The organism is Capnocytophaga sp. FDAARGOS_737 (assembly GCF_009730375.1).
GTDB lineage: Bacteria > Bacteroidota > Bacteroidia > Flavobacteriales > Flavobacteriaceae > Capnocytophaga > Capnocytophaga leadbetteri.
In genome coordinates this window covers 1975996-1998705 of sequence record NZ_CP046316.1, presented here as the reverse complement: position 1 = coordinate 1998705, position 22710 = coordinate 1975996, and the positions used below count along the sequence as shown (strand labels likewise).

At 39.7% G+C, this 22710-nt stretch carries 20 protein-coding genes and 1 tRNA gene; 16 read left to right on the top strand and 5 right to left on the bottom strand.

What is annotated here, in order from left to right; all coding sequences use genetic code 11:
• Nucleotides 1-50: 50 nt before the first annotated feature.
• Nucleotides 51-2162, bottom strand: coding sequence for a TonB-dependent receptor (locus FOC45_RS08780; protein ID WP_009388755.1), 2112 nt, complete (start codon nucleotides 2160-2162; stop codon nucleotides 51-53).
• 285 nt (nucleotides 2163-2447) lie between these two features.
• Here FOC45_RS08780 and topA point away from each other — a divergent pair, with 285 nt between their 5' ends.
• The 3 genes from topA (at nucleotide 2448) to trxA (ending at nucleotide 6414) form a co-directional block, all read left to right on the top strand.
• Nucleotides 2448-4910 (top strand): type I DNA topoisomerase, encoded by a 2463-nt coding sequence (gene topA / locus FOC45_RS08775; protein ID WP_009388753.1) that lies wholly within the window; start codon nucleotides 2448-2450, stop codon nucleotides 4908-4910.
• A gap of 107 nt (nucleotides 4911-5017) precedes the next feature.
• The gene (locus FOC45_RS08770; protein ID WP_009388752.1) at nucleotides 5018-5839 is read left to right on the top strand and encodes a DUF4476 domain-containing protein; all 822 of its coding nucleotides are present in this window, start codon (nucleotides 5018-5020) and stop codon (nucleotides 5837-5839) included.
• A gap of 257 nt (nucleotides 5840-6096) precedes the next feature.
• The gene (gene trxA / locus FOC45_RS08765) at nucleotides 6097-6414 is read left to right on the top strand and encodes a thioredoxin (protein WP_009388751.1); all 318 of its coding nucleotides are present in this window, start codon (nucleotides 6097-6099) and stop codon (nucleotides 6412-6414) included.
• Nucleotides 6415-6497: 83 nt separating this feature from the next.
• On the opposite strand, the gene FOC45_RS08760 is transcribed toward trxA, so the two are convergent.
• Nucleotides 6498-6884, bottom strand: a complete 387-nt coding sequence (locus FOC45_RS08760) for an HIT family protein (protein WP_009388750.1) — start codon at nucleotides 6882-6884, stop codon at nucleotides 6498-6500.
• 23 nt (nucleotides 6885-6907) lie between these two features.
• The gene (greA, locus tag FOC45_RS08755; RefSeq protein WP_009388749.1) at nucleotides 6908-7381 is read right to left on the bottom strand and encodes a transcription elongation factor GreA; all 474 of its coding nucleotides are present in this window, start codon (nucleotides 7379-7381) and stop codon (nucleotides 6908-6910) included.
• 215 nt (nucleotides 7382-7596) lie between these two features.
• Here greA and FOC45_RS08750 point away from each other — a divergent pair, with 215 nt between their 5' ends.
• The 12 genes from FOC45_RS08750 (at nucleotide 7597) to fmt (ending at nucleotide 19515) form a co-directional block, all read left to right on the top strand.
• Nucleotides 7597-10671, top strand: a complete 3075-nt coding sequence (locus FOC45_RS08750; protein ID WP_009388748.1) for a SusC/RagA family TonB-linked outer membrane protein — start codon at nucleotides 7597-7599, stop codon at nucleotides 10669-10671.
• A gap of 6 nt (nucleotides 10672-10677) precedes the next feature.
• Complete coding sequence (locus tag FOC45_RS08745) at nucleotides 10678-12288, top strand: RagB/SusD family nutrient uptake outer membrane protein (protein WP_009388747.1); 1611 nt, start codon at nucleotides 10678-10680, stop codon at nucleotides 12286-12288.
• A 65-nt stretch (nucleotides 12289-12353) separates the two neighbouring features.
• Nucleotides 12354-13115, top strand: coding sequence for a TatD family hydrolase (locus tag FOC45_RS08740; protein WP_009388746.1), 762 nt, complete (start codon nucleotides 12354-12356; stop codon nucleotides 13113-13115).
• 63 nt (nucleotides 13116-13178) lie between these two features.
• The gene (locus FOC45_RS08735) at nucleotides 13179-14312 is read left to right on the top strand and encodes a 1-acyl-sn-glycerol-3-phosphate acyltransferase (protein ID WP_009388745.1); all 1134 of its coding nucleotides are present in this window, start codon (nucleotides 13179-13181) and stop codon (nucleotides 14310-14312) included.
• A complete protein-coding gene (locus FOC45_RS08730; protein ID WP_009388744.1) occupies nucleotides 14299-15327 on the top strand; it encodes an asparaginase in 1029 nt (342 codons plus the stop codon). The genes FOC45_RS08735 and FOC45_RS08730 overlap by 14 nt, the downstream gene beginning before the upstream one ends.
• A 63-nt stretch (nucleotides 15328-15390) precedes the next feature.
• Nucleotides 15391-15478: transfer RNA gene (locus FOC45_RS08725), tRNA-Ser, on the top strand.
• 66 nt (nucleotides 15479-15544) lie between these two features.
• A complete protein-coding gene (locus tag FOC45_RS08720) occupies nucleotides 15545-16276 on the top strand; it encodes a MotA/TolQ/ExbB proton channel family protein (protein WP_009388743.1) in 732 nt (243 codons plus the stop codon).
• 31 nt (nucleotides 16277-16307) lie between these two features.
• A complete protein-coding gene (locus FOC45_RS08715) occupies nucleotides 16308-16739 on the top strand; it encodes a membrane protein (RefSeq protein WP_009388742.1) in 432 nt (143 codons plus the stop codon).
• A gap of 6 nt (nucleotides 16740-16745) precedes the next feature.
• On the top strand, nucleotides 16746-17360 hold the full coding sequence (locus FOC45_RS08710; protein ID WP_009388741.1) for a biopolymer transporter ExbD: 615 nt from the start codon (nucleotides 16746-16748) through the stop codon (nucleotides 17358-17360).
• 11 nt (nucleotides 17361-17371) lie between these two features.
• Complete coding sequence (locus FOC45_RS08705; protein WP_009388740.1) at nucleotides 17372-17851, top strand: biopolymer transporter ExbD; 480 nt, start codon at nucleotides 17372-17374, stop codon at nucleotides 17849-17851.
• A gap of 115 nt (nucleotides 17852-17966) precedes the next feature.
• Complete coding sequence (locus tag FOC45_RS08700; protein WP_009388739.1) at nucleotides 17967-18464, top strand: outer membrane beta-barrel protein; 498 nt, start codon at nucleotides 17967-17969, stop codon at nucleotides 18462-18464.
• 112 nt (nucleotides 18465-18576) lie between these two features.
• Nucleotides 18577-19515 carry a methionyl-tRNA formyltransferase gene (fmt, locus tag FOC45_RS08695; protein ID WP_009388738.1) on the top strand — a complete coding sequence of 313 codons (939 nt, stop codon included), beginning with the start codon at nucleotides 18577-18579 and terminating at the stop codon, nucleotides 19513-19515.
• Nucleotides 19516-19553: 38 nt separating this feature from the next.
• Here fmt and FOC45_RS08690 read toward each other — a convergent pair whose 3' ends face one another.
• A complete protein-coding gene (locus tag FOC45_RS08690) occupies nucleotides 19554-21029 on the bottom strand; it encodes an LptF/LptG family permease (RefSeq protein ID WP_009388737.1) in 1476 nt (491 codons plus the stop codon).
• 15 nt (nucleotides 21030-21044) lie between these two features.
• Nucleotides 21045-21689, bottom strand: coding sequence for an outer membrane lipoprotein carrier protein LolA (locus tag FOC45_RS08685; protein ID WP_034539538.1), 645 nt, complete (start codon nucleotides 21687-21689; stop codon nucleotides 21045-21047).
• A gap of 346 nt (nucleotides 21690-22035) precedes the next feature.
• Here FOC45_RS08685 and FOC45_RS08680 point away from each other — a divergent pair, with 346 nt between their 5' ends.
• Nucleotides 22036-22710, top strand: a complete 675-nt coding sequence (locus FOC45_RS08680) for a succinate dehydrogenase cytochrome b subunit (protein WP_009388735.1) — start codon at nucleotides 22036-22038, stop codon at nucleotides 22708-22710.

The following is a 22710-nucleotide window of genomic DNA, read 5'->3' as shown; positions in this document are numbered from 1 at the left end:
TTCTTATACAATGTATATTTCTGTCGAAGTTTAACAATAAATTAACAGTTTTAGGGCAATTGGTTCAGTATTTCATCGCTTCTATCTTTGCCTATACTGATAAACCAACCAAGCATATACGAGCGTTTATAGGGTAGGGTTACCGGCAGTCGGTAGCTACCATCGCGCGAGTACCGATAGTTAAAAATAGGAGTTTCTCCAGTCAAGTTGTTTACCGAAAATACCATAGTGTGAAACACTCCTTTTCCTTTGCGCAAAAGGGCGATGTTAGCATTCACATTTTGTTGTACAGGTGTGATGTCCGATAAGAAAACAGGGTTATTAGGATTTTCATATGGGCGACCGCTGCTCACCGAGTACGACCCTCCTACAAATAGCCCCAATTCTTCAAAAAAGTACTTCAACACCACATTGCCCGTATGAGGCGTGGCAAAGGTAGGGCGTGCGGCTACAGGATAGTGCAAAAACTGTCGCTCGGTATTTAGATAACTGTATGACAACCAGTATTCTAAGCCTTTCACAGTCTTAGCATCGCGCCAGAACACATCTATTCCACTCGCATACCCCTTGCCGGTGCTGTTAGGTAGGGTAGGGGTGCGATAAGCCAATAAGTAACTATAAGGCTTGTGGTATCCTTCTATCCGAAATACACGTCGGTCTCTATTGTACTGAAAGTTAGCGATGTAGTGAGTAGCTTTGCTAAAGGTTAAGTGCTGATAATAAGCTAAATAACTCTCCATAGGTCGTTGGCTGTACTCACCTATCGAAAGGTTCAGCTGGTGGTACTTGCCGCTTTTGTAGGCTATTGAAGCACGGGGCAATAGCACAGCTTTATTGAGCTGTTGGTCGTATTCAGTGCGCAAGCCCGTTTGCAGCATCAGTTTTTTCGTGAGTCCTATGGTGGCATTTGCCCAAAGAGCCGTATTATAGTCGTTCCCGTAGCTACTTTGGTAGGCAAAACCTTCCATACCCACTTCAGCATTGATATTGTTAGTCAGAGCGCCCGAGGCCATTGCCCTAAATTGGTGCTGCAGAGCGTAATTATCGCTGTATAGCAGTCCATTGGTTATTTTATCACGGTTGTAGTTCAGCCCGTAGCCCGTGTACAGCTTCCAGTCGCTTGCAATGTCGCGTGTATAAGTCAATATCGAAACAGCATTAGCATTCTTAGACTCATATGGCTGTTTGCTACCAGGCACTTCTACGCTTAGCTGATTGATAGCCTGCCGCATTATATTGCCATAACCATACCATTTCAGAAAGCCATTACCCGAAGTATTTTGCCTAAAAGTACCCGAAAGTAGCATACTCTCAGGGGCTTTCAGCCATTCTACTGACTGTTTTACTATTTGGTGATAAGGCTTAAAATTGAAATACCCCACGTCAAAACCACCCGAACGTGTTTCTGTTTTACTCAAAAAGTCGTGACCTACTTGCGCACCGTACGGCAATAGGGCTATCACTGTCGAGGGTTTGCTGGGGTGGTCGTTGGTCTCTAACGATAGCACTGACGACAGTGCGTTGCCGTATTGAGCCGAATAGCCACCAGTGTTAAAGATAATCCCTTTGAAAATATGCGGCGAAAACCGGTTGCGCTGTGCCACCTCCGGCACCCCTGCATAAAAAGGATTTAGTATATCAAGCCCATCAATGGTCACCTTGCTTTCCTCGCTGCTCCCTCCACGCACGAATAGCAAACCACTTTCGCCTACCTGCTGCGTACCAGGCAGAGTGATAAGCGTACTGATAATATCGTCATTCCCTCCAGGGGTCGTACTCACATCCATAGTGTTGAGCACTACAGCGCGCTTGCGGTCATCTACGCTAAAGGCACCTCCTGTCAGCACTACCTCGTCCAAAGCAGATTCTTTTTCTGTCATCGTGATAAGCAAGTCAGGCGGGGTAGTCTGCAGAGTCAGCGAGAGGGTCGCATCGTTCATACCTAAGTATTTACACATCAGCACCACATTCCCTTTTTGTTGAGTAACGAATTGAAAGCGTCCTTCTTCATCACTACTTGTCCCTTCTATAGTGCCCTGCAAGAAAACGTTTACCCCCATTATAGGAGTCCGATTTTCATCTACAACCTTCCCCCGTAAGGTGATTTGCGTATAGCCAGAGGCAGATAAAAAGAGTAAAAAGAAGAATGTTAAATATTTCATAAGTATTATTGTGTGATAATAGCCGCAAAGGTAAAAAATATTTATCAAACAACAATGAATAAATATTGATTATTTCTTTTTATCGCCACCCTATACAAACGATATAGGATGAGCGAAGGTTAAGCGAACAATGAGCGAACGATGAGCGAAGGAAAGTCGGCGAGCTGGCGCAGCCGAGTATGTGACGAACAATAAGCGAAAAATAAGCGAAGTGCGAAACAACTTTTTGTCATTTATAATTATCTTAGTATCTTTGCCGCCGTAATTTACTAAAAAGACAAGCGTATGGCTAAGAATGTAGTGATTGTAGAGTCGCCTGCTAAGGCTAAAACCATTGAAAAGTTCTTAGGTAAGGACTACAAAGTAGTGTCGAGTTATGGGCATATAGCCGACCTGCCCTCTAACGAGCTGGGGGTAGACATCGAGCACGGTTTTAAACCCCACTACCTCATTTCTAACGACAAGAAAAAGTTAGTAAAAGACCTCAAAACACTAACCTCTGCTGCCGAAACGGTATGGTTAGCATCCGATGAAGACCGCGAAGGGGAAGCCATTGCGTGGCACTTGTCTGAAACACTCAAGCTTAAGACTGAAAACACCAAACGCATCGTTTTCAACTCCATTACTAAGTCTGCTATCGAGCACGCTATCAAGCATCCGCGCGGTATAGATTATAACTTAGTAAACGCCCAACAAGCACGCCGTGTCTTAGACCGCTTAGTGGGCTATGAACTATCGCCTGTACTGTGGAAAAAGATAAAAAGCGGACTCTCAGCAGGGCGCGTACAGTCAGTAGCAGTGCGTTTGATAGTAGAGCGCGAACGCGAAATTCAAGACTTCAAAAGTCATTCTACTTATAAAATCACAGCCGAATTTATCACTTCTGAAGGAAAAGTAGTCAAAGCCTCGCTACCCAAAACCTTTGATAGTCAAGCCGAAGCCGAAGCTTTCCTTCAACAAAATGTAGGCGCACAGTTCAAGGTAGCTTCACTCGAAAAGAAGCCTGCCAAAAAATCGCCTGCCCCTCCTTTCACTACATCTACCTTACAGCAAGAGGCAGCGCGCAAACTGCATTTCTCGGTTAGCAAAACGATGACCGTAGCCCAACGCTTGTACGAGTCAGGGTTCATTACCTATATGCGTACCGATAGCGTAAACCTATCATCCGAAGCCCTAAACACTGCCAAAAACGCTATTTTGCAACTCTTTGGCGAGAGCTACAGCCAGATGCGCAATTTCGCTACCAAAAGCAAAGGGGCGCAAGAGGCGCACGAAGCCATTCGCCCTACCGATATGAGTCGCCCTACCATAGCTGCCGAGCCTGACCAGAACAAGCTGTACGAACTGATTTGGAAGCGTACCCTCGCCTCGCAAATGGCTGATGCTCAGTTAGAGCGCACTACCGTTAAGATAGCAGCCGACAAGCACGCTGAGCAGTTTGTGGCTACCGGCGAGATGATACAATTCGACGGATTTCTCAAAGTATATTTAGAAAGTAGCGATGACGAAGACGAAGAGCAAGAAGGAATGCTGCCTAACCTTAAGAAAGGCGAGCCGCTAACCGACCGTAATATTACCGCTACCCAACGTTTTAGCCGTCCTCAACCGCGTTATACCGAGGCGTCATTAGTTAAGAAGTTAGAAGAATTAGGTATCGGTAGGCCATCTACTTATGCGCCTACCATTTCTACCATACAAAACCGAGGCTATGTAGAGCGCAGTGCCTTAGAGGGCGAAGTGCGTTATTACGAGCAACTTATCTTGCAGAAAGGCATCATAAAGGCGCAAACCCTTAGCGAGAAAGTAGGGGCTGACAAGGGGAAACTCATTCCTACTGATATAGGAAGTGTAGTAAATGATTTCTTAGTATCGCACTTTGAAACGGTGATGAACTACAATTTCACGGCTCAAGTAGAAAATAGCTTCGACCAGATAGCCGAAGGGGCTGAAAACTGGACGGAGATGCTCGCTGATTTTTACTCTCGTTTTCACCCTATTGTCGAAAATGTAGAGAAAAACACAGGCCGCGAGACTGGCGAGCGCGTATTGGGTACCGACCCTAAGAGCGGGCGCCCTTTAAGCGTGCGTTTAGGCAGATACGGAGCGATGGCGCAAATTGGTAATCCCGATGATGCCGAAAAACCTATTTATGCCAGTCTGCTAAGTGGTATGTCTATCGAGACAATCACTTTTGAAGAAGCACTCAAACTCTTCGAATTGCCCCGCCAACTGGGTACTATAGACGGCAAGAATGTCGAGGTGAATGTAGGCAAATTCGGACCTTATGTACATTATGGTGATGCTTTTATATCGCTTGCTAAAGGCGAAGATGTGTTTAGCGTAACTTTTGAGCGCGCCCAAGAGCTTGTCAACGAAAAGAAAAAAGCCGATGCACCTATTGCCACTTACGACGGAATGGAAGTTATCAAAGGGGTGGGACGTTTTGGACCATTTATCAAGTGGAACAATATGTACATCAATGTCACTAAGAAGTACAATTTCGACCGTTTAACGGCGGAAGAGGTAGCCGAACTGATAGAGAGCAAGCTCCAAAAAGAGTCAGAAAAGGTAGTAAAACAGTGGGACGAAGGCGAGATACGCATCGAGAAAGCCCGTTGGGGGCGTTTTACCCTCATTAAAGGCAAAACCAAAGTAGAGTTAGGCAAAGACACTAACATAGAAACCTTTACTAAAGAGCAAGCCCTTGCCCTATTAGCCGAAAAAGAACCTAAAAAGAAAAAGAAGTAATTAACCAATTGACAATTGGCAAATTGACAAATTGACAAATTGACAAATTGACAAATCGACTTTGGCACAGATTTAGATAGGTATTCATAAAATAAGAATTTATTACGATGAAAAAAGCACTTCTTATATTATTAGGCGCATTATCCTCAGCGGCGTGGTCGCAAGAGGTAGGAGCTGCCGGACGCTTGCTCCAAAATGAATATCAACAGCAGCGACAAGCCCGTAGTGTGATAGGGCGTGGCGGCATATCAGTAAACATCGATTGGGATTACGACTATAACCGAGGGTATGCCGAAGTGTTTATACGTATCCCTGAGCGTGGTCGTTATACAGTGAGCATAGGCGAACAAGAGATTACCAATGCCAATGGTATGTATCGCTTTTTCGACCTTGCAGCAGTATCTCAACCGTTGAGCATCTGGCAAGGGCGCAACCTTATTTATCGTGTAACTATCAATCCTCGCGACAATACCCGTATGGTGATGGACTTTTTCTCTCGACAAGGGCTTTACCTTTTAGACGAGATAAACCTGTCTAACAACCAGCCGTCTTATCACGGCAGTCAGTGGAATGATGTGTGGAATCGCGCTTATGGGCAAGCACCTGCTTATCCGCACGGAGGCTATCAACCGATGCCCCCAATGCCTGTAAGCGAGTTCGATAAGTTTGCCAAAATGTATAAAAAACAATCTTTTGATGATGATAAGCTATCGTTTTTCCGTGCACAGAAAAATATGCTGATGCTCTCAACAGAACAAGTAGCCCAATTAGTGAAACCATTAGCATTCGGCGATAACAAACTCGCTTTAGCTAAAGAGGCATACAGCCGTGTGGTAGACCCTCAGAACTACTATTTGTTGTTAGATAGTTTCACTTTCTTGTCAGAAAAAGAAGAATTTAAGAACTTCTTAGCAGAAGTACAGCGATAGAGTATTTAATATCAGTTTAATGTAAAGTTGTAACTTCCTAATTCCCCTTTGAAGGAAGTCCGCGAGCTGGCGCAGCGGAGTATGTGTATAGGGGGATGTTTTATTATAAGATGTTGATTGTTAAATATATATCTTGTGTCAAACCCCTGTTGTTTATAGCAGTATAACAAAAAACTATCGTTTTTATAGGCGAAATACAATTAAAATTTGTAATTTTGCACTCAGAATTTAAATAAAACACAAAACATATTTTAAAGATGGCATTAGAAATAACAGATGGAAATTTTGAAGAGTTGGTACTAAAAAGCAGCCAACCAGTATTAGTAGATTTTTGGGCAGTATGGTGCGGACCTTGCCGTATGTTAGGCCCTGTAATAGAAGAGATTGCTAAAGAATACGAAGGTAAAGTAGTAGTAGGTAAGTTAGATGTAGATAACAATCAAGACTTCGCAGGTAAGTATGGTATCCGCAATATCCCTACTGTATTAGTATTCAAAGATGGTGAGGTAGTAGGCAGACAAGTAGGAGTAGCTCCTAAAAAGACCTACACCGATGCATTAGACTCTTTATTGTAGTTAATAGTAGTACAAACAAAAAAGGCTATCAACAACTAATTTAATTGTTGATAGCCTTTTTTGTATTCAGCTTAGGCAGTAAGCTATAATGCTTTGCGCACTTTCTCAGAGAGTTCTCTAAACTCTTCATCAGTAAGTTTTACTTTGTGTTGGAAGGTCATTTCCTTCATTTCGCTGATAGGGATAAGATGTACGTGTACGTGGGGTACTTCTAAGCCTACTACAGCTACTCCTATGCGCTCACAGGGTACTACTTTCTCAAGGGCTTTAGCTACCCGTTTAGAAAAAGTCATTAGGCGCAAATAGTGGTCATCGTCCATATCAAAGATATAGCTGATTTCCTGCTTAGGCACACATAGGGTATGCCCTTTAGCATTAGGGTTAATGTCAAAGAAAGCGATAAATTCATCGTCTTCAGCTACCTTATAGCAAGGTATCTCCCCGTTGATTATTTTGGTAAATACGCTCATATTAGTTAGTTATTTAGTTGTTATTATCTGGTTATTTCTAGTACTTCCATTTTTAGGGTGCCGTTAGGTACTTTTATCTCGGCTATTTCGCCTACTGATTTTCCTAACAGACCTTTACCGATAGGTGAACTTACTGATATTTTGCCAGCCTTAAGGTCAGCTTCGCTTTCAGCCACGAGGGTGTAAGTAAGTTGCATATTGTTAGCCAAGTTTTTAAGTTTAACGGTAGAGAGTACTAACACTTTACTTACATCTAACTGCGATTCGTCTATGATACGAGCATTAGCTACAAGCTTTTCAAGTTTAGCTATTTTCATTTCCAACAGACCTTGGGCTTCTTTAGCAGCATCGTACTCAGCATTTTCTGATAGGTCACCTTTATCGCGAGCTTCCGCTATTGCTTGCGAAGCGCGAGGGCGTTCTACATCTTTCAACTGATTAAGCTCATCGCGTAGCTTTTTCATTCCTTCAGCGGTGTAATATGATACTTTTTCCATTTTTCTTACTTGTGTTTTGATTAAAAAAATAAAAAAATCCTCACAAGTCTGTACTGAGGATTTCTGCGGGCAAAGGTAATACTTTTTTTTGAAATAGCAAAATTCTGATAATTAGTAAATTCCTTGTTAGCAATTAATCAATAAAAAATTTGCATATTTCAGTTTTTTTTAGAAAACTTTGCCGCTTAATTTGTCAGATACATTTACTAATATCTATGAAGTTAAAATTTACAATTGTTTTATGCTTTTTATTTGTCTCAATAGGCAATCTTTTCGCCCAAAACCTCGAAGTATCAGGGGTTGTAAAAGATGACAAGGGCGAACCCTTATTGGGCGTTTTCGTACTCATCAAAGGTACTCAGCGCGGTGCTTCTACTGATTTAGACGGGCATTACACACTACACACTAAGGTAGGCGATGTATTGTTGTTTTCTTTCCTCGGAATGAAATCAGTAGAAAAGAAAGTAACCGCTAATTCTAAAGTGCTTAATGTTACTATGGTAGAAGATGTACAAGAGTTAGAGGGTACCGTAGTAATGGGCTATAGCGGCAAGAAAGTCGCTAGCCGTACGGTAGCATCAGTAGCCACAGTACAAGGCAAAGAAATAGCTGATATACCAGGAGGTAATGTCATGGATGCTTTGCAAGGTAAGGTAGCGGGTATGGTGGTAACTACTGATTCGGGTACTCCAGGTAGTGCATCATCAGTACTTATTCACGGTTTCAACTCTTTTGCCTCTATGTTAGAAAGTAAAGATCAACAACTTAAGGCTAATAGCCCTCTTTATATAGTAGATGGGGTGCCTGTGGATAGCAATGTAATGACGATACTTAATCCTGCAGATTTTGAGAGCGTAACTATACTAAAAGATGCAGCTTCAACCTCTATTTATGGGGCGCGTGCAGCCAATGGGGTTATACTTATCACTACTAAACGAGGCAAACGCAATGAGCGTACTAATATTACTATCAATCACCAATTAGGGGTAACAGCCCTTACTAACGTAACGCGTAAATATTTAGATAAATTAGCTACTCCTCGCGAGTATATGGACTTTTGGTTGCTTAAATCGCCTAACGAAATAGTAGCAGCAGGTAACCGACTTGGTTATACCGAAACTGACCCCGCTGCAGTAGCTAACCGTATATTGGCAGATTACCCCTATAATACTCGTTGGGATAAGGTATTCTTACGCGATTTCGTACCTACCTCTCGTACTGATATAGCAGCTTCAGGAGGTAATGAACATACTACTTATTATGTGTCATTAGGCTATCTAAACCAAGAGGGAATGCGCAAAAGTTCTAAGTTTAACAGATATAATGCTTCGTTAAATGTAGACACTCAAGTAGCCGATTGGCTAAAAGGGGGCTTATCATTTTCTTATTCACATAGCGATAATGATATATATACTAACCCTTTTGAGTCTGAAGCTGAAATATTAGCTTTACCTTTCTATAGTCCTACGGATAAAAATGGTAAAACAAAAGATTTTATAAATGCTATTAACGGGGCGCGTAACGGTTTTTATCACCCCGACTACATAGCTAAAAACTATTTAAACAAAGGCTTTGTAGATGATATTATGCCTATAGGCTATCTAACCTTAGAGCCTATTAAAAATTTAACCCTAAAAACACAAGCTGGTATACAATATACCATTAGTGAAGGTGAAATAAAGGGACCTATGCCTTCGTTTATCAACTACAAAACGGGAGCTTCACAAGCTGTTGGGCGCGTAGAAAGAGATATGCAGAAATCTATTCAGAAAACCTATACGAACCTTTTGCAATATAAATTCGACCTTACACAGAAACATCTTTTTGATGTTTTATTGGGGCAAGAATCAATAGAAAATACAGGCTATGGTTTTTCAGCATCATCTCAAGGGCAGCCTTCCGAAGCTCTAATGATGCTCGCTCACGGTAATCAGGAAAAGAATGTAAGAGACAACAAGAGTGTAAGTACTTTCAACTCATTTTTCTCTCGTTTAGAGTACTCTTATAACAATCGTTATTTCTTAGACCTTTCAGCCAGACGCGATGGTTCTTCAGCCTTTATAAAAAATCACCGTTATCAAAACTTTTGGGCTGTAGGGGCTATGTGGAAAGCTAAAGAAGAGAAGTTTTTGCAAAAAGTAGATTGGCTAACAGACCTCAATTTCCGTTTCAGTACAGGTATAGCGGGTAGTGCTCGTATCGGTGATTATAGAAATATGATACTTGCTGAAGCTGATAACAGCGTTACCTATAATGGGCAATTGAGTTTCAGATTAGCACAAGTATTAGGTAATCCTAATTTAGTGTGGGAAGAGCAACGCAAAAGTACCTTTGGAGTGAATTTTGTGTTAGCAGCAGGCAATACCTCGTTTAACATAGAATATTACGACCGTCATACCTATAACACACTTTCTACACGCGAGCTTAATTCTATATTTGGCTATACGCGTATTCCTGACAATATAGGCGATATGCAAAACAGAGGTATTGACTTCTCTTTTGCTACTACTGCCTATCGCGATAGAGATAAGAGAATATCAGTGCGCCCTTACTTGAATATGAATTATAATAGTCAGAAAATTACTAACATATCTTATGGTAAGCCTTATGCGCTTAACAGAGACTCTTATATGGGCTATAAAGTAGGGAAAGCAGCAGAATGGGTATTGCCTATTTTTAAGGGTATTGACAATAATGGCGATGCCCAGTGGTATGAAGCAGGTGATGATAAGTTAGAAACACAAATGGACGATAGCAAGGTGACTAAAACTTATAACCCAGTTGCTTTAGCCCAAAGTACAGGCAAGAAAAGATATGCACCTATCAACGGAGGTTTTGGTTGTGATGCTACTTATAAAGATTTTTCGTTAAGTGTAACTTTTGCTTATTCAATAGGTAAATACAATGTTAACGAAGATAAGGCTACGCTGCTAAATCCAGGTTATTTTGGTGTTAAAAATATTAGTAAAGATTTGTTTAACTATTGGAAACAACCAGGTGATGATACTGAAATACCTCGTTTGGATAGTGATGTGCTAATGTGGAAAGATAGCCGTATCCTCGAAAAAGCAGACTATCTGCGAATGAAGAATATTAACTTGAGCTACAACCTGCCACAAACAACTATCGACCAGCTGAAAATAGTAAAAGCTATCAGACTATCTGTTTCAGCTCAAAATATCTTTACCCTTACCAAGTTTAGTGGTGTAGACCCTGACTATACAAGAGGTATTATAGGAGGATATCCTCCTACCAGACAATATACCTTTGGTGTTGAACTTAAATTTTAATAGAATATGAAGAAATACAATATTATATTTTTATTATCAATAATAGCTTTATTATTAAACAGTTGCTTTAGTTTAGATCAAGAACCTTACGACAACGCAAGGGCAGGCAATACTTTTAATAATGCTAAAGAAGTACGCAATTGGTTAAACGGTATATATAATACTATTCGCGATAATACACAAGGAGAGACGATGTACCTAACCGATTTACAAGCTGATTATCTGAACCTTACTGTACAGTCTAGAAAGCCAGTACTCAGAGATTTTCAACGTTATGGAGAACTCAACTCATCAAATTTAAATATTGCAAGAATCTGGAATACGTATTATAATATTATTGCTAATACTAATATAGCAATAGAAAGTACCTCTAATAAAGAACAACAGGAAGATATAAGACCGCTACGAGGCGAACTTTATTTGAGTCGTGCTTATTGCTACAGCTATTTGGCAACTCATTTCTGCAAACCTTATAATGCTAATACTGCCCATACTGATTTAGGCTTGCCTTTAGTAGATGAAAATAGTAACTACCAGCAAACACCTCCGCGCAGTAGTTTAGCTGTTACTTATAAGTTTATATTAGATGATATAGATAAAGCTATATCCTTGCTCTCAAACCAAGCAGGAAGGGTAGGGGCTAATACTTTTACGGTAGATGCAGCTAAAGCGCTCAAGGCACGTATGTTATTGTACAAAACTGATTGGGCACAAGCTCTTCAAGTAGCGGAAGAGCTTATAAATACACATACCTACCCCTTAGCTAATAGCCAAAGTGAATTAGAGGCTATTTGGAAGGAGGATAATCCTAAAGAAACTATTACCCAGCTATTTGCAGGTATCAGTAGTAGTGGAAACTTAGAAAGACCTGTAGGTGAGAACGACCTTTATTTATTTGAAGACAAAAACAATGTTTTCCCTTTTCCTTCTTTTCCTCCACTGCCTGAGTGTGGGGGTAATCGTCAGTATTTAGCAGTACCTAATGTTGTGCCTACAGGGGCTTTTGTTAATTTATTTGATAGTGCTGATTGGCGTAAGTCTGTATATATTAAGCAAGAAGATTTAGCTACTGATATGCCAGAATACGATTTTGTACATGATGTTTATGTTTGTCCTGAAGAAAAGTTAGCCTATTTAGTAAATAAATATCCGCGCAGCGAGCATCTTAGCTTAGAGAATGATTTCTTTTTGTACTACGGACATAAACCGGTACTTTTTCGCATAGCCGAAATATATCTTATAGCAGCCGAAGCAGCCTATAAAGCTAATAATGAAACAAAGGCAAAAAACTATTTAAACGAATTGCGACACGCACGCGGACTTACAACAGCTAATGATATTGCCACTAGTGGAGCAGCTCTTTTTACTGATATTCAGAACGAGCGTAATCGTGAACTTTGTTTTGAAGGTTTCCGCTTGTTTGACCTTAATCGTTGGGGGGTAGGAGTGCAAAGAGGTACCCCTCAGAACCTAACTTTTAACCTGTTAGTTACTTCGCCTGCTAACGAACTTACCGAGCTTAATCTGCCTGCAGGTTATTACAAAATGGTATGGCCTATTCCTCAAACACTTATAGACTTTGAAAATGGGCGTTGGCAACAAAATCCTAATTGGTAATAATAAAAAGGGGCGAATGATAATTCGCCCCTACTAATTTTACAGCAAATTGAGAGTTTTATAATATGATAGATACTCATACACACCTATACTCAGAAGAGTTTGATAATGATCGTGCTGCGGTGATAGCACGAGCAAAAGCAGCAGGCGTAACGCATTGCTTTATTCCTGCTATAGACAGCATTTATACTGACCGAATGTTCGCCCTAAAAAATGATTATCCTGACTATGTGTTCCTAATGAATGGTCTACACCCTTGTAATGTAAAGGAGAATTATAAAGAGGAGCTTGCTCACGTAGAAAACTTGATGCTTACCCATCATTTTTGTGCTATTGGCGAAATAGGTATTGACCTTTATTGGGATAAAACTTTCCTCAAAGAGCAACAAGAAGCTTTTGCTTGGCAGATACAGTTAGCTAAAAAACACAAACTACCTATTGTCATTCACTGTCGAGAGGCTTTTGAGGAAGTATTTGAGGTGTTGGAAAGTGAGAAGGGAGAAGACCTCTTTGGTATCTTTCACTGCTTTACCGGCACTGAGGAGCAAGCCCACCGCGCGATAGGCTACGGACTGCATTTAGGAATAGGGGGGGTAGTAACTTTTAAGAACGGAAAGCTCGACCAATTTTTAAAAAATATAGATTTACAACACCTCGTTTTAGAAACTGATAGCCCTTATTTAGCACCAGTACCTTATCGCGGGAAGCGTAATGAAAGTGCTTATATAGTGCAAGTTATGCAGAAACTGTCAGATATATACACCCTGCCAGAAAGCGAAATAGAACGCATCACCAATGCCAATGCTACAAAAATATTTCAGCTTTAAGTTGGTGTTAATTAATATTTTTTATAACTTTGCTCTTCATTATGCAAAAACAAGAACGCTAAAATGACCGATTATTTTAAGTCCATACGCCCTTTTTACGATAATGAGGTGCCAGAAGCCCTTAGCCAAATCAAGGATCATCACCTAATTAAGGCTATGTTGGCGTATGCTTTCCCCGAACTTTCACCTGATGAGCGTACGGCTAAACTATTGGCTTGCCAAACAGTAGCTGACTTTCAGGTGCATATTATGCTAAGAGTGGTGGTGAAGGCTATGGAAAAGACGATTTCGGAATTTACATACGACGGATTTGACCAACTCAACCCAGAGCAAGCATACGTATTTATTTCCAACCACCGCGATATTATTCTTGATACCTCGCTGCTAAATGTAGCTTTAGATCGCCATCGCCTACCGATGACAGCCTCGGCTATGGGCGATAATCTCATCAAAAAGAAGCATCTAAAAATATTAGCGATGCTCAATCGGAATATTATTATCTACCGTAGTCTGCCTCCGCGAGAAGCCTTAGAGCATTCGCGCTTAGTGTCAGAATACATACACCACTGTATTAGCGATGAGAAACGAAATGTATGGCTTGCCCAACGAGAGGGGCGTACTAAAAATGGTGATGACCGCACTCAGCAGGGCGTACTAAAAATGCTTACACTTAGTGCTCCCGACCATATATCGCCTTTGCAATATCTAAAAACTCTAAATGTAGTGCCTATGTCAATCTCATACGAGTTTGATCCTACCGATGCGCTAAAAATACCAGCCCTAATGGCTCAGCACTACGGACAAGAATACGTAAAATCGCCTCAAGAAGATTTTGAAAATATCTTACAAGGTTTAATAGGGCAAAAAGGACGCGTACATATATCGGTAGGAAAACCTCTATCGGCTGAGTTAGATGCTATAGAAGCCGAGCACCAGCATATCAACAAGCAGTTGCAAGCCTTGGCGGAATGTTTAGATACCGCTATACATAAGCAGTACAAACTTTTTCCGGCTAACTATATAGCCTACGACCTACTGCACCACACCCAGCAGTACAAAGAACAATACAACGAAAAAGAATACAGACAATTTGAACGCCGGATGAACAACCGAAGCAAATCAGACGATATATCTCAAGAAAAATTCTTAGAGATGTACGCCAATCCTGTAAAGAACAAAATCAATGGAAACCAATAATTCAAAAGTACTGCTTATCTACACCGGAGGGACTATCGGTATGATAAAGGATTACCAAACGGGAGTGCTACGAGCCTTTGAGTTTGACAATCTTTATAGCAGGATACCAGAACTCTCGCACTTAGATTGTGAGATTTCAGTACATTCGTTTGAAAAAGTAATTGACTCATCAGATATGAACCCTCAGCATTGGGTGAGCATAGCCGAAGTGATAGAAAAAGAATACCAGCATTATGATGGATTTGTAGTACTACACGGCAGTGATACGATGAGTTACTCTGCTTCAGCATTGAGTTTTATGCTGCAAGGGCTTGCTAAACCTGTGATATTTACTGGTTCGCAGCTCCCTATAGGCGACTTGCGCACAGATGCTAAAGAAAATCTTATCACCTCTATACAGTTGGCAGCTCTAAAAGAAAATGGTGTGTCGGTAATACAAGAGGTTGGACTTTATTTTGAATACAAACTCTATCGCGGCAACCGTACTACTAAGGTAAATGCTGAGCACTTTCAAGCTTTCACTTCGATGAACTACCCAATATTAGTAGAAAGTGGGGTACATCTAAAAATAATGAAAGACAATCTGCTAAAAGGAAAAGCTAAAGACCAATTGGAAGTGTGGAAAGAATTTGAGCAGAACGTAGCTATTATTAAGATATTTCCAGGTATTACCTCTGAGTTATTAAATGCCTTTTTCAATATACCCCACTTAAAAGGAGTAGTGTTAGAAACGTATGGCTCTGGTAATGCTCCTACATACGACTGGTTTTTAGAAGCACTAAGGGCAACTATACAGAGAGGAATACCTATAATAAATGTGACGCAATGCTCAGGAGGAAGCGTAATAATGGGCAAATACGAGGCGAGTGAAGCCCTCAGACAGATGGGTATTATAGATGGAAAAGACATTACAACCGAGTCTGCCATAACAAAATTAATGATTTTATTAAAGAAAAATATTTCTCCTAATTTGTTCAAAATCAAGTTTGAAGAGAGTTTAGCAGGTGAAATTTAGTAAAAAATTAAGAAAAAAATTTGTGGGATAAAAAAATATTTTGTTACTTTGGCATTCGGAAATAGAGAGGTGTCCGAGTGGTTGAAGGAGTACGCCTGGAAAGTGTATATGCGCCAAAAGTGTATCGAGGGTTCGAATCCCTTCCTCTCTGCTTCTCGATAGAATACAAATTTATTAAACATTAAATTATTAACTAACAATTTAAAAAATCAAACAAATGAAAAAAATGTCATCTAAGCTACTTCTTGTAGCAATGTTAATTTTAAACGTGGCAATGGTTAGTGCTCAAGAAGTGGAAGAAGTAGCACAACAGTCTAAAGGCTTCCACCAAGTGTTTAAAGAGCGTTTCATCGAGGGGGGGCCAATGTATATGGCACCAATCCTTCTTTGCTTAATTATCGGTTTGGCAGTAGCTATCGAAAGGATTATCTACCTCAATATGGCAACTACCAATTCTAAGAAACTTATTGCCGATATAGAAAGTGCCTTAGACAGCAAAGGTATAGAAGCAGCTAAAGAAGTATGCCGCGATACTAAAGGGCCTGTTGCCTCTATTTTCTATCAAGGTCTTGACCGCTCATCAGAAGGTATTGATATGGTTGAAAAATCAGTAGTATCTTACGGAGGTGTACAAATGGGTCAGTTAGAAAAGAACGTGTCTTGGATTTCGCTCTTTATTGCTATCGCACCGATGTTAGGGTTTATGGGTACCGTAATTGGTATGATTGAAGCGTTCGACAAAATTAGTACAGCAGGTGGTCTTGATGCTTCTTTGATTGCTGGTGATATTAAGGTGGCCTTGCTTACTACCGTATTTGGTTTGATAGTAGCGATGATACTACAGGTGTTCTACAACTACATTATCGCTAAGATTGATGCTATCGTAAACGATATGGAAGATGCTTCTATCTCATTGATAGACCTATTAGTAGCAAGAAAAATAAAATAATTTCACTCACCCATTTAAAGAACTTTGAAGTATGTATAAAATAGCTAAATATGCAGCACTTGGTTTAGGAGTCATTGGTGTGATTCTCTGGATAGCACTTTCACTTTCAGACAATTCAGCTGACCCTAACAATGGCACTATGCAAGCTCTATTTGTGCTTACCTACATACTGTTAGCCATTGCATTGGCAGCAGTAATATTCTCGGCAGCACAAAATATCTTAGCTTCGCCTAAAGCACTTAAGAAAACGCTTATCTATACTGGAGCTTTTGTACTAATCCTTATTGTAGCTTATGTGTTCTCTTCAGGAGATGTAGAAGCTAACGCAAGCGAAGAGGTGAAAAAAGCGAGTGACTCAGTAAGAAAATGGACAAGCACAGGTTTAATCGCTTTGTATATATTAGTAGCAGGAGCTATTGCAGCTCTAGTAGCCTCTAATGTAAAAAAAGCACTAATGAGATAAAAAATTATGGCAAGACGTTCAATACCTGAGGTAAATGCAGGTTCAATGGCAGATATTGCCTTCCTGCTCTTGATTTTCTTCTTGGTAACAACTACTATTGAAAGCAACTCAGGAATCACTGTAAAATTACCTCCTAAACAGCCAGCGGATGCACCACCACCACCAATAGTAAAGGAGAAAAACGTATTGGTAGTGATAGTGAACAAGAATAACCAGTTGCTTATCAATAACCAAATTAAGGAACTTAAGGATGTAAAAACCACAGCTCTTGAGTTTTTGGATAATAATGGCGATGGTACTTGTGCACACTGTAAAGGGAAAAGAGATCCACTATCATCAGACAATCCTGATAAAGCAATTATCTCATTGCGCAACGACCGCGAAACATCGTATAAAACGTATATAGCGGTGCAAAATGAGCTCATCAAAGCTTATAATGAGTTGAGAGAGCGTGAACGTTTGCGCTTGTTCCCTAACGAGGTGCCATACGAACAAATAGAAGAGGAATTTAACGCAGCTCGTACTTCTAAAGCGCGTAAAGAAGCGTTAGAACCTAAAATATTAAAATTGCAGGAGCTTTTCCCAAGGAAATTGCTTGAAACTGCACCTAAGAAACACTAAAATATAGAAGTATGTCAAAATTTACAAAAAAGAAAAGTGGTGAAGTACCCGCCGTATCTACAGCATCTTTACCTGACATCATCTTTATGCTTTTGTTTTTCTTTATGACAGTAACAGAATCAAAAGATAGTGATTTGATGGTACAGAACAAGCTGCCTGTAGCAGACCAAGTACAAAAGTTAGACAAAAAAGACCCAGTGGTATATATATACGCTGGTAAACCACTGCCTAAATATCAGTCTAAATTTGGTGCTAATGCAAAAATACAAGTAAATGATAAATTTATTGACGTATCTGAAGTAAGCCATTACATTCTTAACTATAGAGAAGGTTTGCGTGAAGGACTACGCGATGTGTTTATCACAGCTCTAAAAGTAGATGGTGATACTAATATGGGGCTTGTAAGTGATATACGTGAGAAATTGCAAGACATCAATGCCTTGAAACTCAATTATATCGTGCACGAAGGTTCGCCTTTGAAACAAAAATAAAAGACTTAAGTTAAACGAAAAAAAGAGATACATATCAAATATGTGTCTCTTTTTTTGCTTGTTATTTTTTTTAGTATTACCTTTGCCCAAATTAATGATATAATAAATATAAAAAATGAAGAAAATTTTACTTCTAGCAGGATTGCTTCTTACTGTAGCAACTGCTTCAGCACAAGCTACATTAGACAAAGGTGCGTTGCAATTAAACGCTAAATTAGGTTTTTCAGGTTGGGGAGTACCTATAACGGTAGGAGCTGACTATGGTATCGCTGATGACATTACCGTAGGAGGTGAGCTTTCATTCCGTTCTTATAGTACTACTTATTTTAATCATTCTATTTTTGGTGTCTTTGCTAATGGGAACTATCACTTCAACCGTTTATTTGAATTACCTTCTCAAGTAGGTGTATATGCAGGTTTGAGTTTAGGTTATTTTGTAGCTTCAAGTTCAAGTGACTATGTAGGAACGAGCTATTCTCAACCAGGTTGTAACTTACAAACAGGAGCACGATACTTTTTTAATAATAAATTCGGTGTGAATGCAGAAGTAGTTCTTGGTGCTATAGGCTTAACAGGAGGTGAGTTTAAAGCTGGTATTACCTATAAATTATAATGTATAATCACAAGTTACTATATAAGACTTTGCTAAGGTTTTACTTTAGCAAAGTTTTTTTATTGCTGATAGTAGGATATTTAGTATCTTTGCCGAAATAAGATTAATAACGATGAGAATTGTATTTATGGGAACGCCCGATTTTGCATTGGCATCCCTTAAAAGTTTAGTAGAAAATAACTATAATGTGGTGGGGGTAGTGACTGTAGCCGATAAGCCAGCAGGGCGCGGACAGAAATTGCATGCTTCCCCCGTAAAACAATACGCAGAAAGTAAAGGTATACCGGTCCTACAACCTGTTAAACTGAAAGATGAAGATTTTCTAAATCAGTTGAGGGCACTTAAGCCAGATCTGCAAATAGTAGTAGCTTTTAGAATGCTGCCAGAAGTTGTATGGCGTTTGCCTAAGTATGGAACTTTTAATCTGCACGCTTCATTACTGCCTAATTATCGTGGGGCTGCTCCTATTAATTGGGCTATTATTAATGGTGAAAAGCAGACGGGTGTTACTACTTTCTTTATTGATGAAAAAATCGATACGGGGGCTATTATACAACAAGCCGTTACTCCTATCGAAGCACACGAAACAGCAGGTAGCCTCCACGATAAACTAATGGAGCAAGGAGCTGCCCTCGTACTCCAAACAGTAGATAGTATAGTAGCAGGCACTTATAGCATACAAGCTCAAAATAAAGAGGTAACCTACGCTGAGGCTCCTAAGATATATAAGGAGACTTGCTTAGTAAATTGGCAAGCAGAGGGTATCGCTATTGAACGATTGATACGCGGTATGAGTCCGTATCCTACTGCGTGGGGAAATCTGCAGCAACAAGGAGAAACTATTGCTATCAAAATATATGATGCACTATACAAACCTGCTGTTCATAATGAAGCTATAGGGAAAGTAATTGTAGAGAAAAAACAGCTGCTTGTAGCTGTGAAAGACGGCTTTATTGAATTACTGGAACTACAATTGCCTGCTAAGAAGAGAATGAAAACAACTGACCTACTTAACGGTTTCTCTTTTAACCAAGAGGCTAAAATGATATAAAATAATAGGAACAACTACAAAGTAAAAAAGACAGCTTTTTAGGCTGTCTTTTTACTTTTTAGTTGTTTTATTTTGTCTTCTACGAACCGTAATATTTTATTGGTAAATGGAAAGTGGAATACCTCTTTGTCGGTAGTAACCCGAGTGGTTAGATATACCCCGAAAGGTAAAAGTATCAGGGCAGGTATCCAAGGGGCTAAAGCAGGATTGATAGTGTTGTTTTCGGCTATATTCTTCATAAACATTCCTATAAAATAATAGGCCAAAAATACTATCATCGCTACAACTAAAGGTAAGCCAATACCCCCCTTGCGTATGAAAGCTCCTAATGGTGCCGCTACAAAGAAAAGTACAAAACAAGCTACCGTAAGGGCAAACTTATCACTTAGGTTTAGTATGTGCAGGTTCATCAGTTTGTAGCGGTATTCTAAATCGTTTTGGCGGTACTCTACATTGTCGAGTTGTGTTTGGTTATTGTTCATCGCCATTTCGAGAAGCATTAGCTTCTTGTCGTTAGGAAAAGCATTAAGCAACTGCGAAATAGAAGTGACCTCTTGTGTTTTCGTCTTAGGTTGGGTAGTCTTTGTCTCTTCAGCAGATGATGGCGCTATATAAAAACCTGTACGGCGAAACATATTGTTGCCATAATCGGTGATGTTTTGTTTGAAATCAGTGCGGAGAGAGTCGATGGCATAGCCTAACTGACCGACATTCATCATTCTGTAGGTAGTAGCATCGGTTTTCTCGTTGAAATCTACATTATTCAGGTGCGAAAGGTCGAGGTTGATGATGTACTTCTGAAAATGTACCTTTGCAAAAGGCAATCGCTCTTGGGCTTCGTAGCTATTCGTCTTAATATCTTCGTAATAAGTACCGTCTTCTAAAATAAGCTGTAAGAAGTTGCTGTTAGTTTTAGCAGTTTTAAGTTCCCCTTTTTTGGCAAAAATAACCGTACGATTCACTCTGTCAGGGGTTTTCTTATGGATGAGGACATTATGTAGAAACTGATCGTTATCTCCGCTCTTCTTAGCTACTTTGATACTTATATCTTCACCTATGTTAGAAAATACGCCTTCTGAAATAGCCATTGCTGGCTTCACCTTAGCTATATTAGACCTAAGCGTATATACTTCGCGATAGGCAACTGGTATCACATTGTTTGCTAAGAAAAAAGTGCCTATACTCAGCAGTGCCATTAGGACAATCAGTGGAAGCATCACACGCATTAGTGAGATGCCAGAGGCTTTCATCGCGGCAAACTCGTAGTTTTCGGCAAAAGCACCAAAGGTCATAATAGACGAGATAACCACCGCCAAGGGCATAATAATAGGTATAAGCTGTGGAATGAAGTAAATGAGGAATTTACCGATAATCCACAACTCTAATCCACGTCCTGCTAACTCATCGATGTAAGTGAAAATGGTGTGAAATACGAATATGAGAACGAGAATGGAGAGCGCCCCCAGAAAGTTAGTGAGAAACTGCGTGAGTATATAGCGGTCTAATATTTTCATTTGCGTGGGTAAACATTAGAGTTCAGAGATAGTATAGCCGTCTTTTTTGTATTTTTCGCGGTCGAATTTGAAAATATTGTCAGAAAGAGGCTGGTTAGTCTTGAAAGTATTGACTGTAATGGTGGTTCTTGTACCATTTTTGCCTATTTCGATAAGATTATAGATGTGTTTGGTCTGTATATCAATACCAAGCAGTATTTGTTTCACCTCAGTATTAGCTTTTTGAGGCTTAAGTTCTACATATTGTATTTTTCGACCACGTACGTTTTGCTGTATATCCCATTTGTACTTATAACCTTTTTTGTAGAAGGTAAGCATTTTAGAGGGGGTAATGGCACTGTCGTCAGTAGCGTTTTTTTCGATAGTAACTTCTTCGTTTTCAGGTACTACGGTATAAGTCTTGTTTCCGTCATACATTTTAGTAGCCCCAAGATAATTGAGTACGTACTTATCTTTGGCGATAGTGACATTCCCTTTGGTTTCCTGATTGATATTCTCAACTAAATTATCAAGATTGTACTTAAAATCGATGTAGATGTTATTATAAGCCGACATTTTAGCATATACCTCATCGAGGAGTTTTTTAGCCTTATCTACTTGATTTTGAGCTTGTAATCCGCCTGTAATAAGGGCGATTAGTATTAATAAAATTCTTTTCATTTTCTGTAGTGTTTTTAATGATTTTGTTGTTACCTTTTTGATAGTTAGCAATTTCCGTTCCAAAATTGGGGCAAAAGTAATGTTTTTTTGGAGATTGTGCAAGTTTTGAAGGGTTATTGTTCGCTCATCCTATACTCATCGTATACACATTGTTCGGAGAGAGAGGAAGGAGAGAAAAGTCTTAAATTTTTCTTAATGCCTAACATTCAACTGTTAATACATTCTTCTTTTTTAAACAGAGTATAAATTACATAAGAAGTAGCTTTTTTTGTTGCATATAATTGTAAATAGCTGTACTTTTGTAGCGAATTTTTAACGTAATATATTATTAAAAACTATAAAACGAATGGCAGGATTATTTAAAACATCTGTGGCACGAAAGGTGGCGATGGCGCTCTCGGCACTCTTTCTCATTCTCTTTCTAATCATACACTTGGCGGTAAACCTTACCTCAGTGATTAGTGAGAATACTTTTAACGAGCTATCCCACTTTATGGGTACCAATCCGCTGATACAATTTGCTATGCAGCCGGTACTACTCGCTGGGGTTATTTTCCACTTTGTGATGGGATTTGTGCTCGAAATACAAAACAAAAGGGCTCGCGGTAGCGAAAAGTATTACGCCTACAACGGGGGAGCTAACTCTTCTTGGATGTCGCGCAATATGATTATTACTGGAGTGATGATTCTTCTGTTTTTAGGTCTTCACTTATGGGATTTTTGGGTAGGCGAAATGAACTACAAATACATACAGTTCAACGAGCCCAACCCTACACGTTACTATCACGAGTTAATAGAGAAATTTCACGAACCTTTACGTGTGGGTATGTATGTGCTTTGCTTTGTATTTTTGTGCTTACACTTGCTACACGGCTTTCAGTCAGCTTTTCAATCAATGGGTTGGAAGGACAATGCGCGCAAAAAACTGATTAGCCAAGTAGGTAATTGGTATTCTTACATTATCTGTGGGGGCTTTATTTTTATAGCTCTCTTCCATTACATTAAATTTTTAACAGCTTAA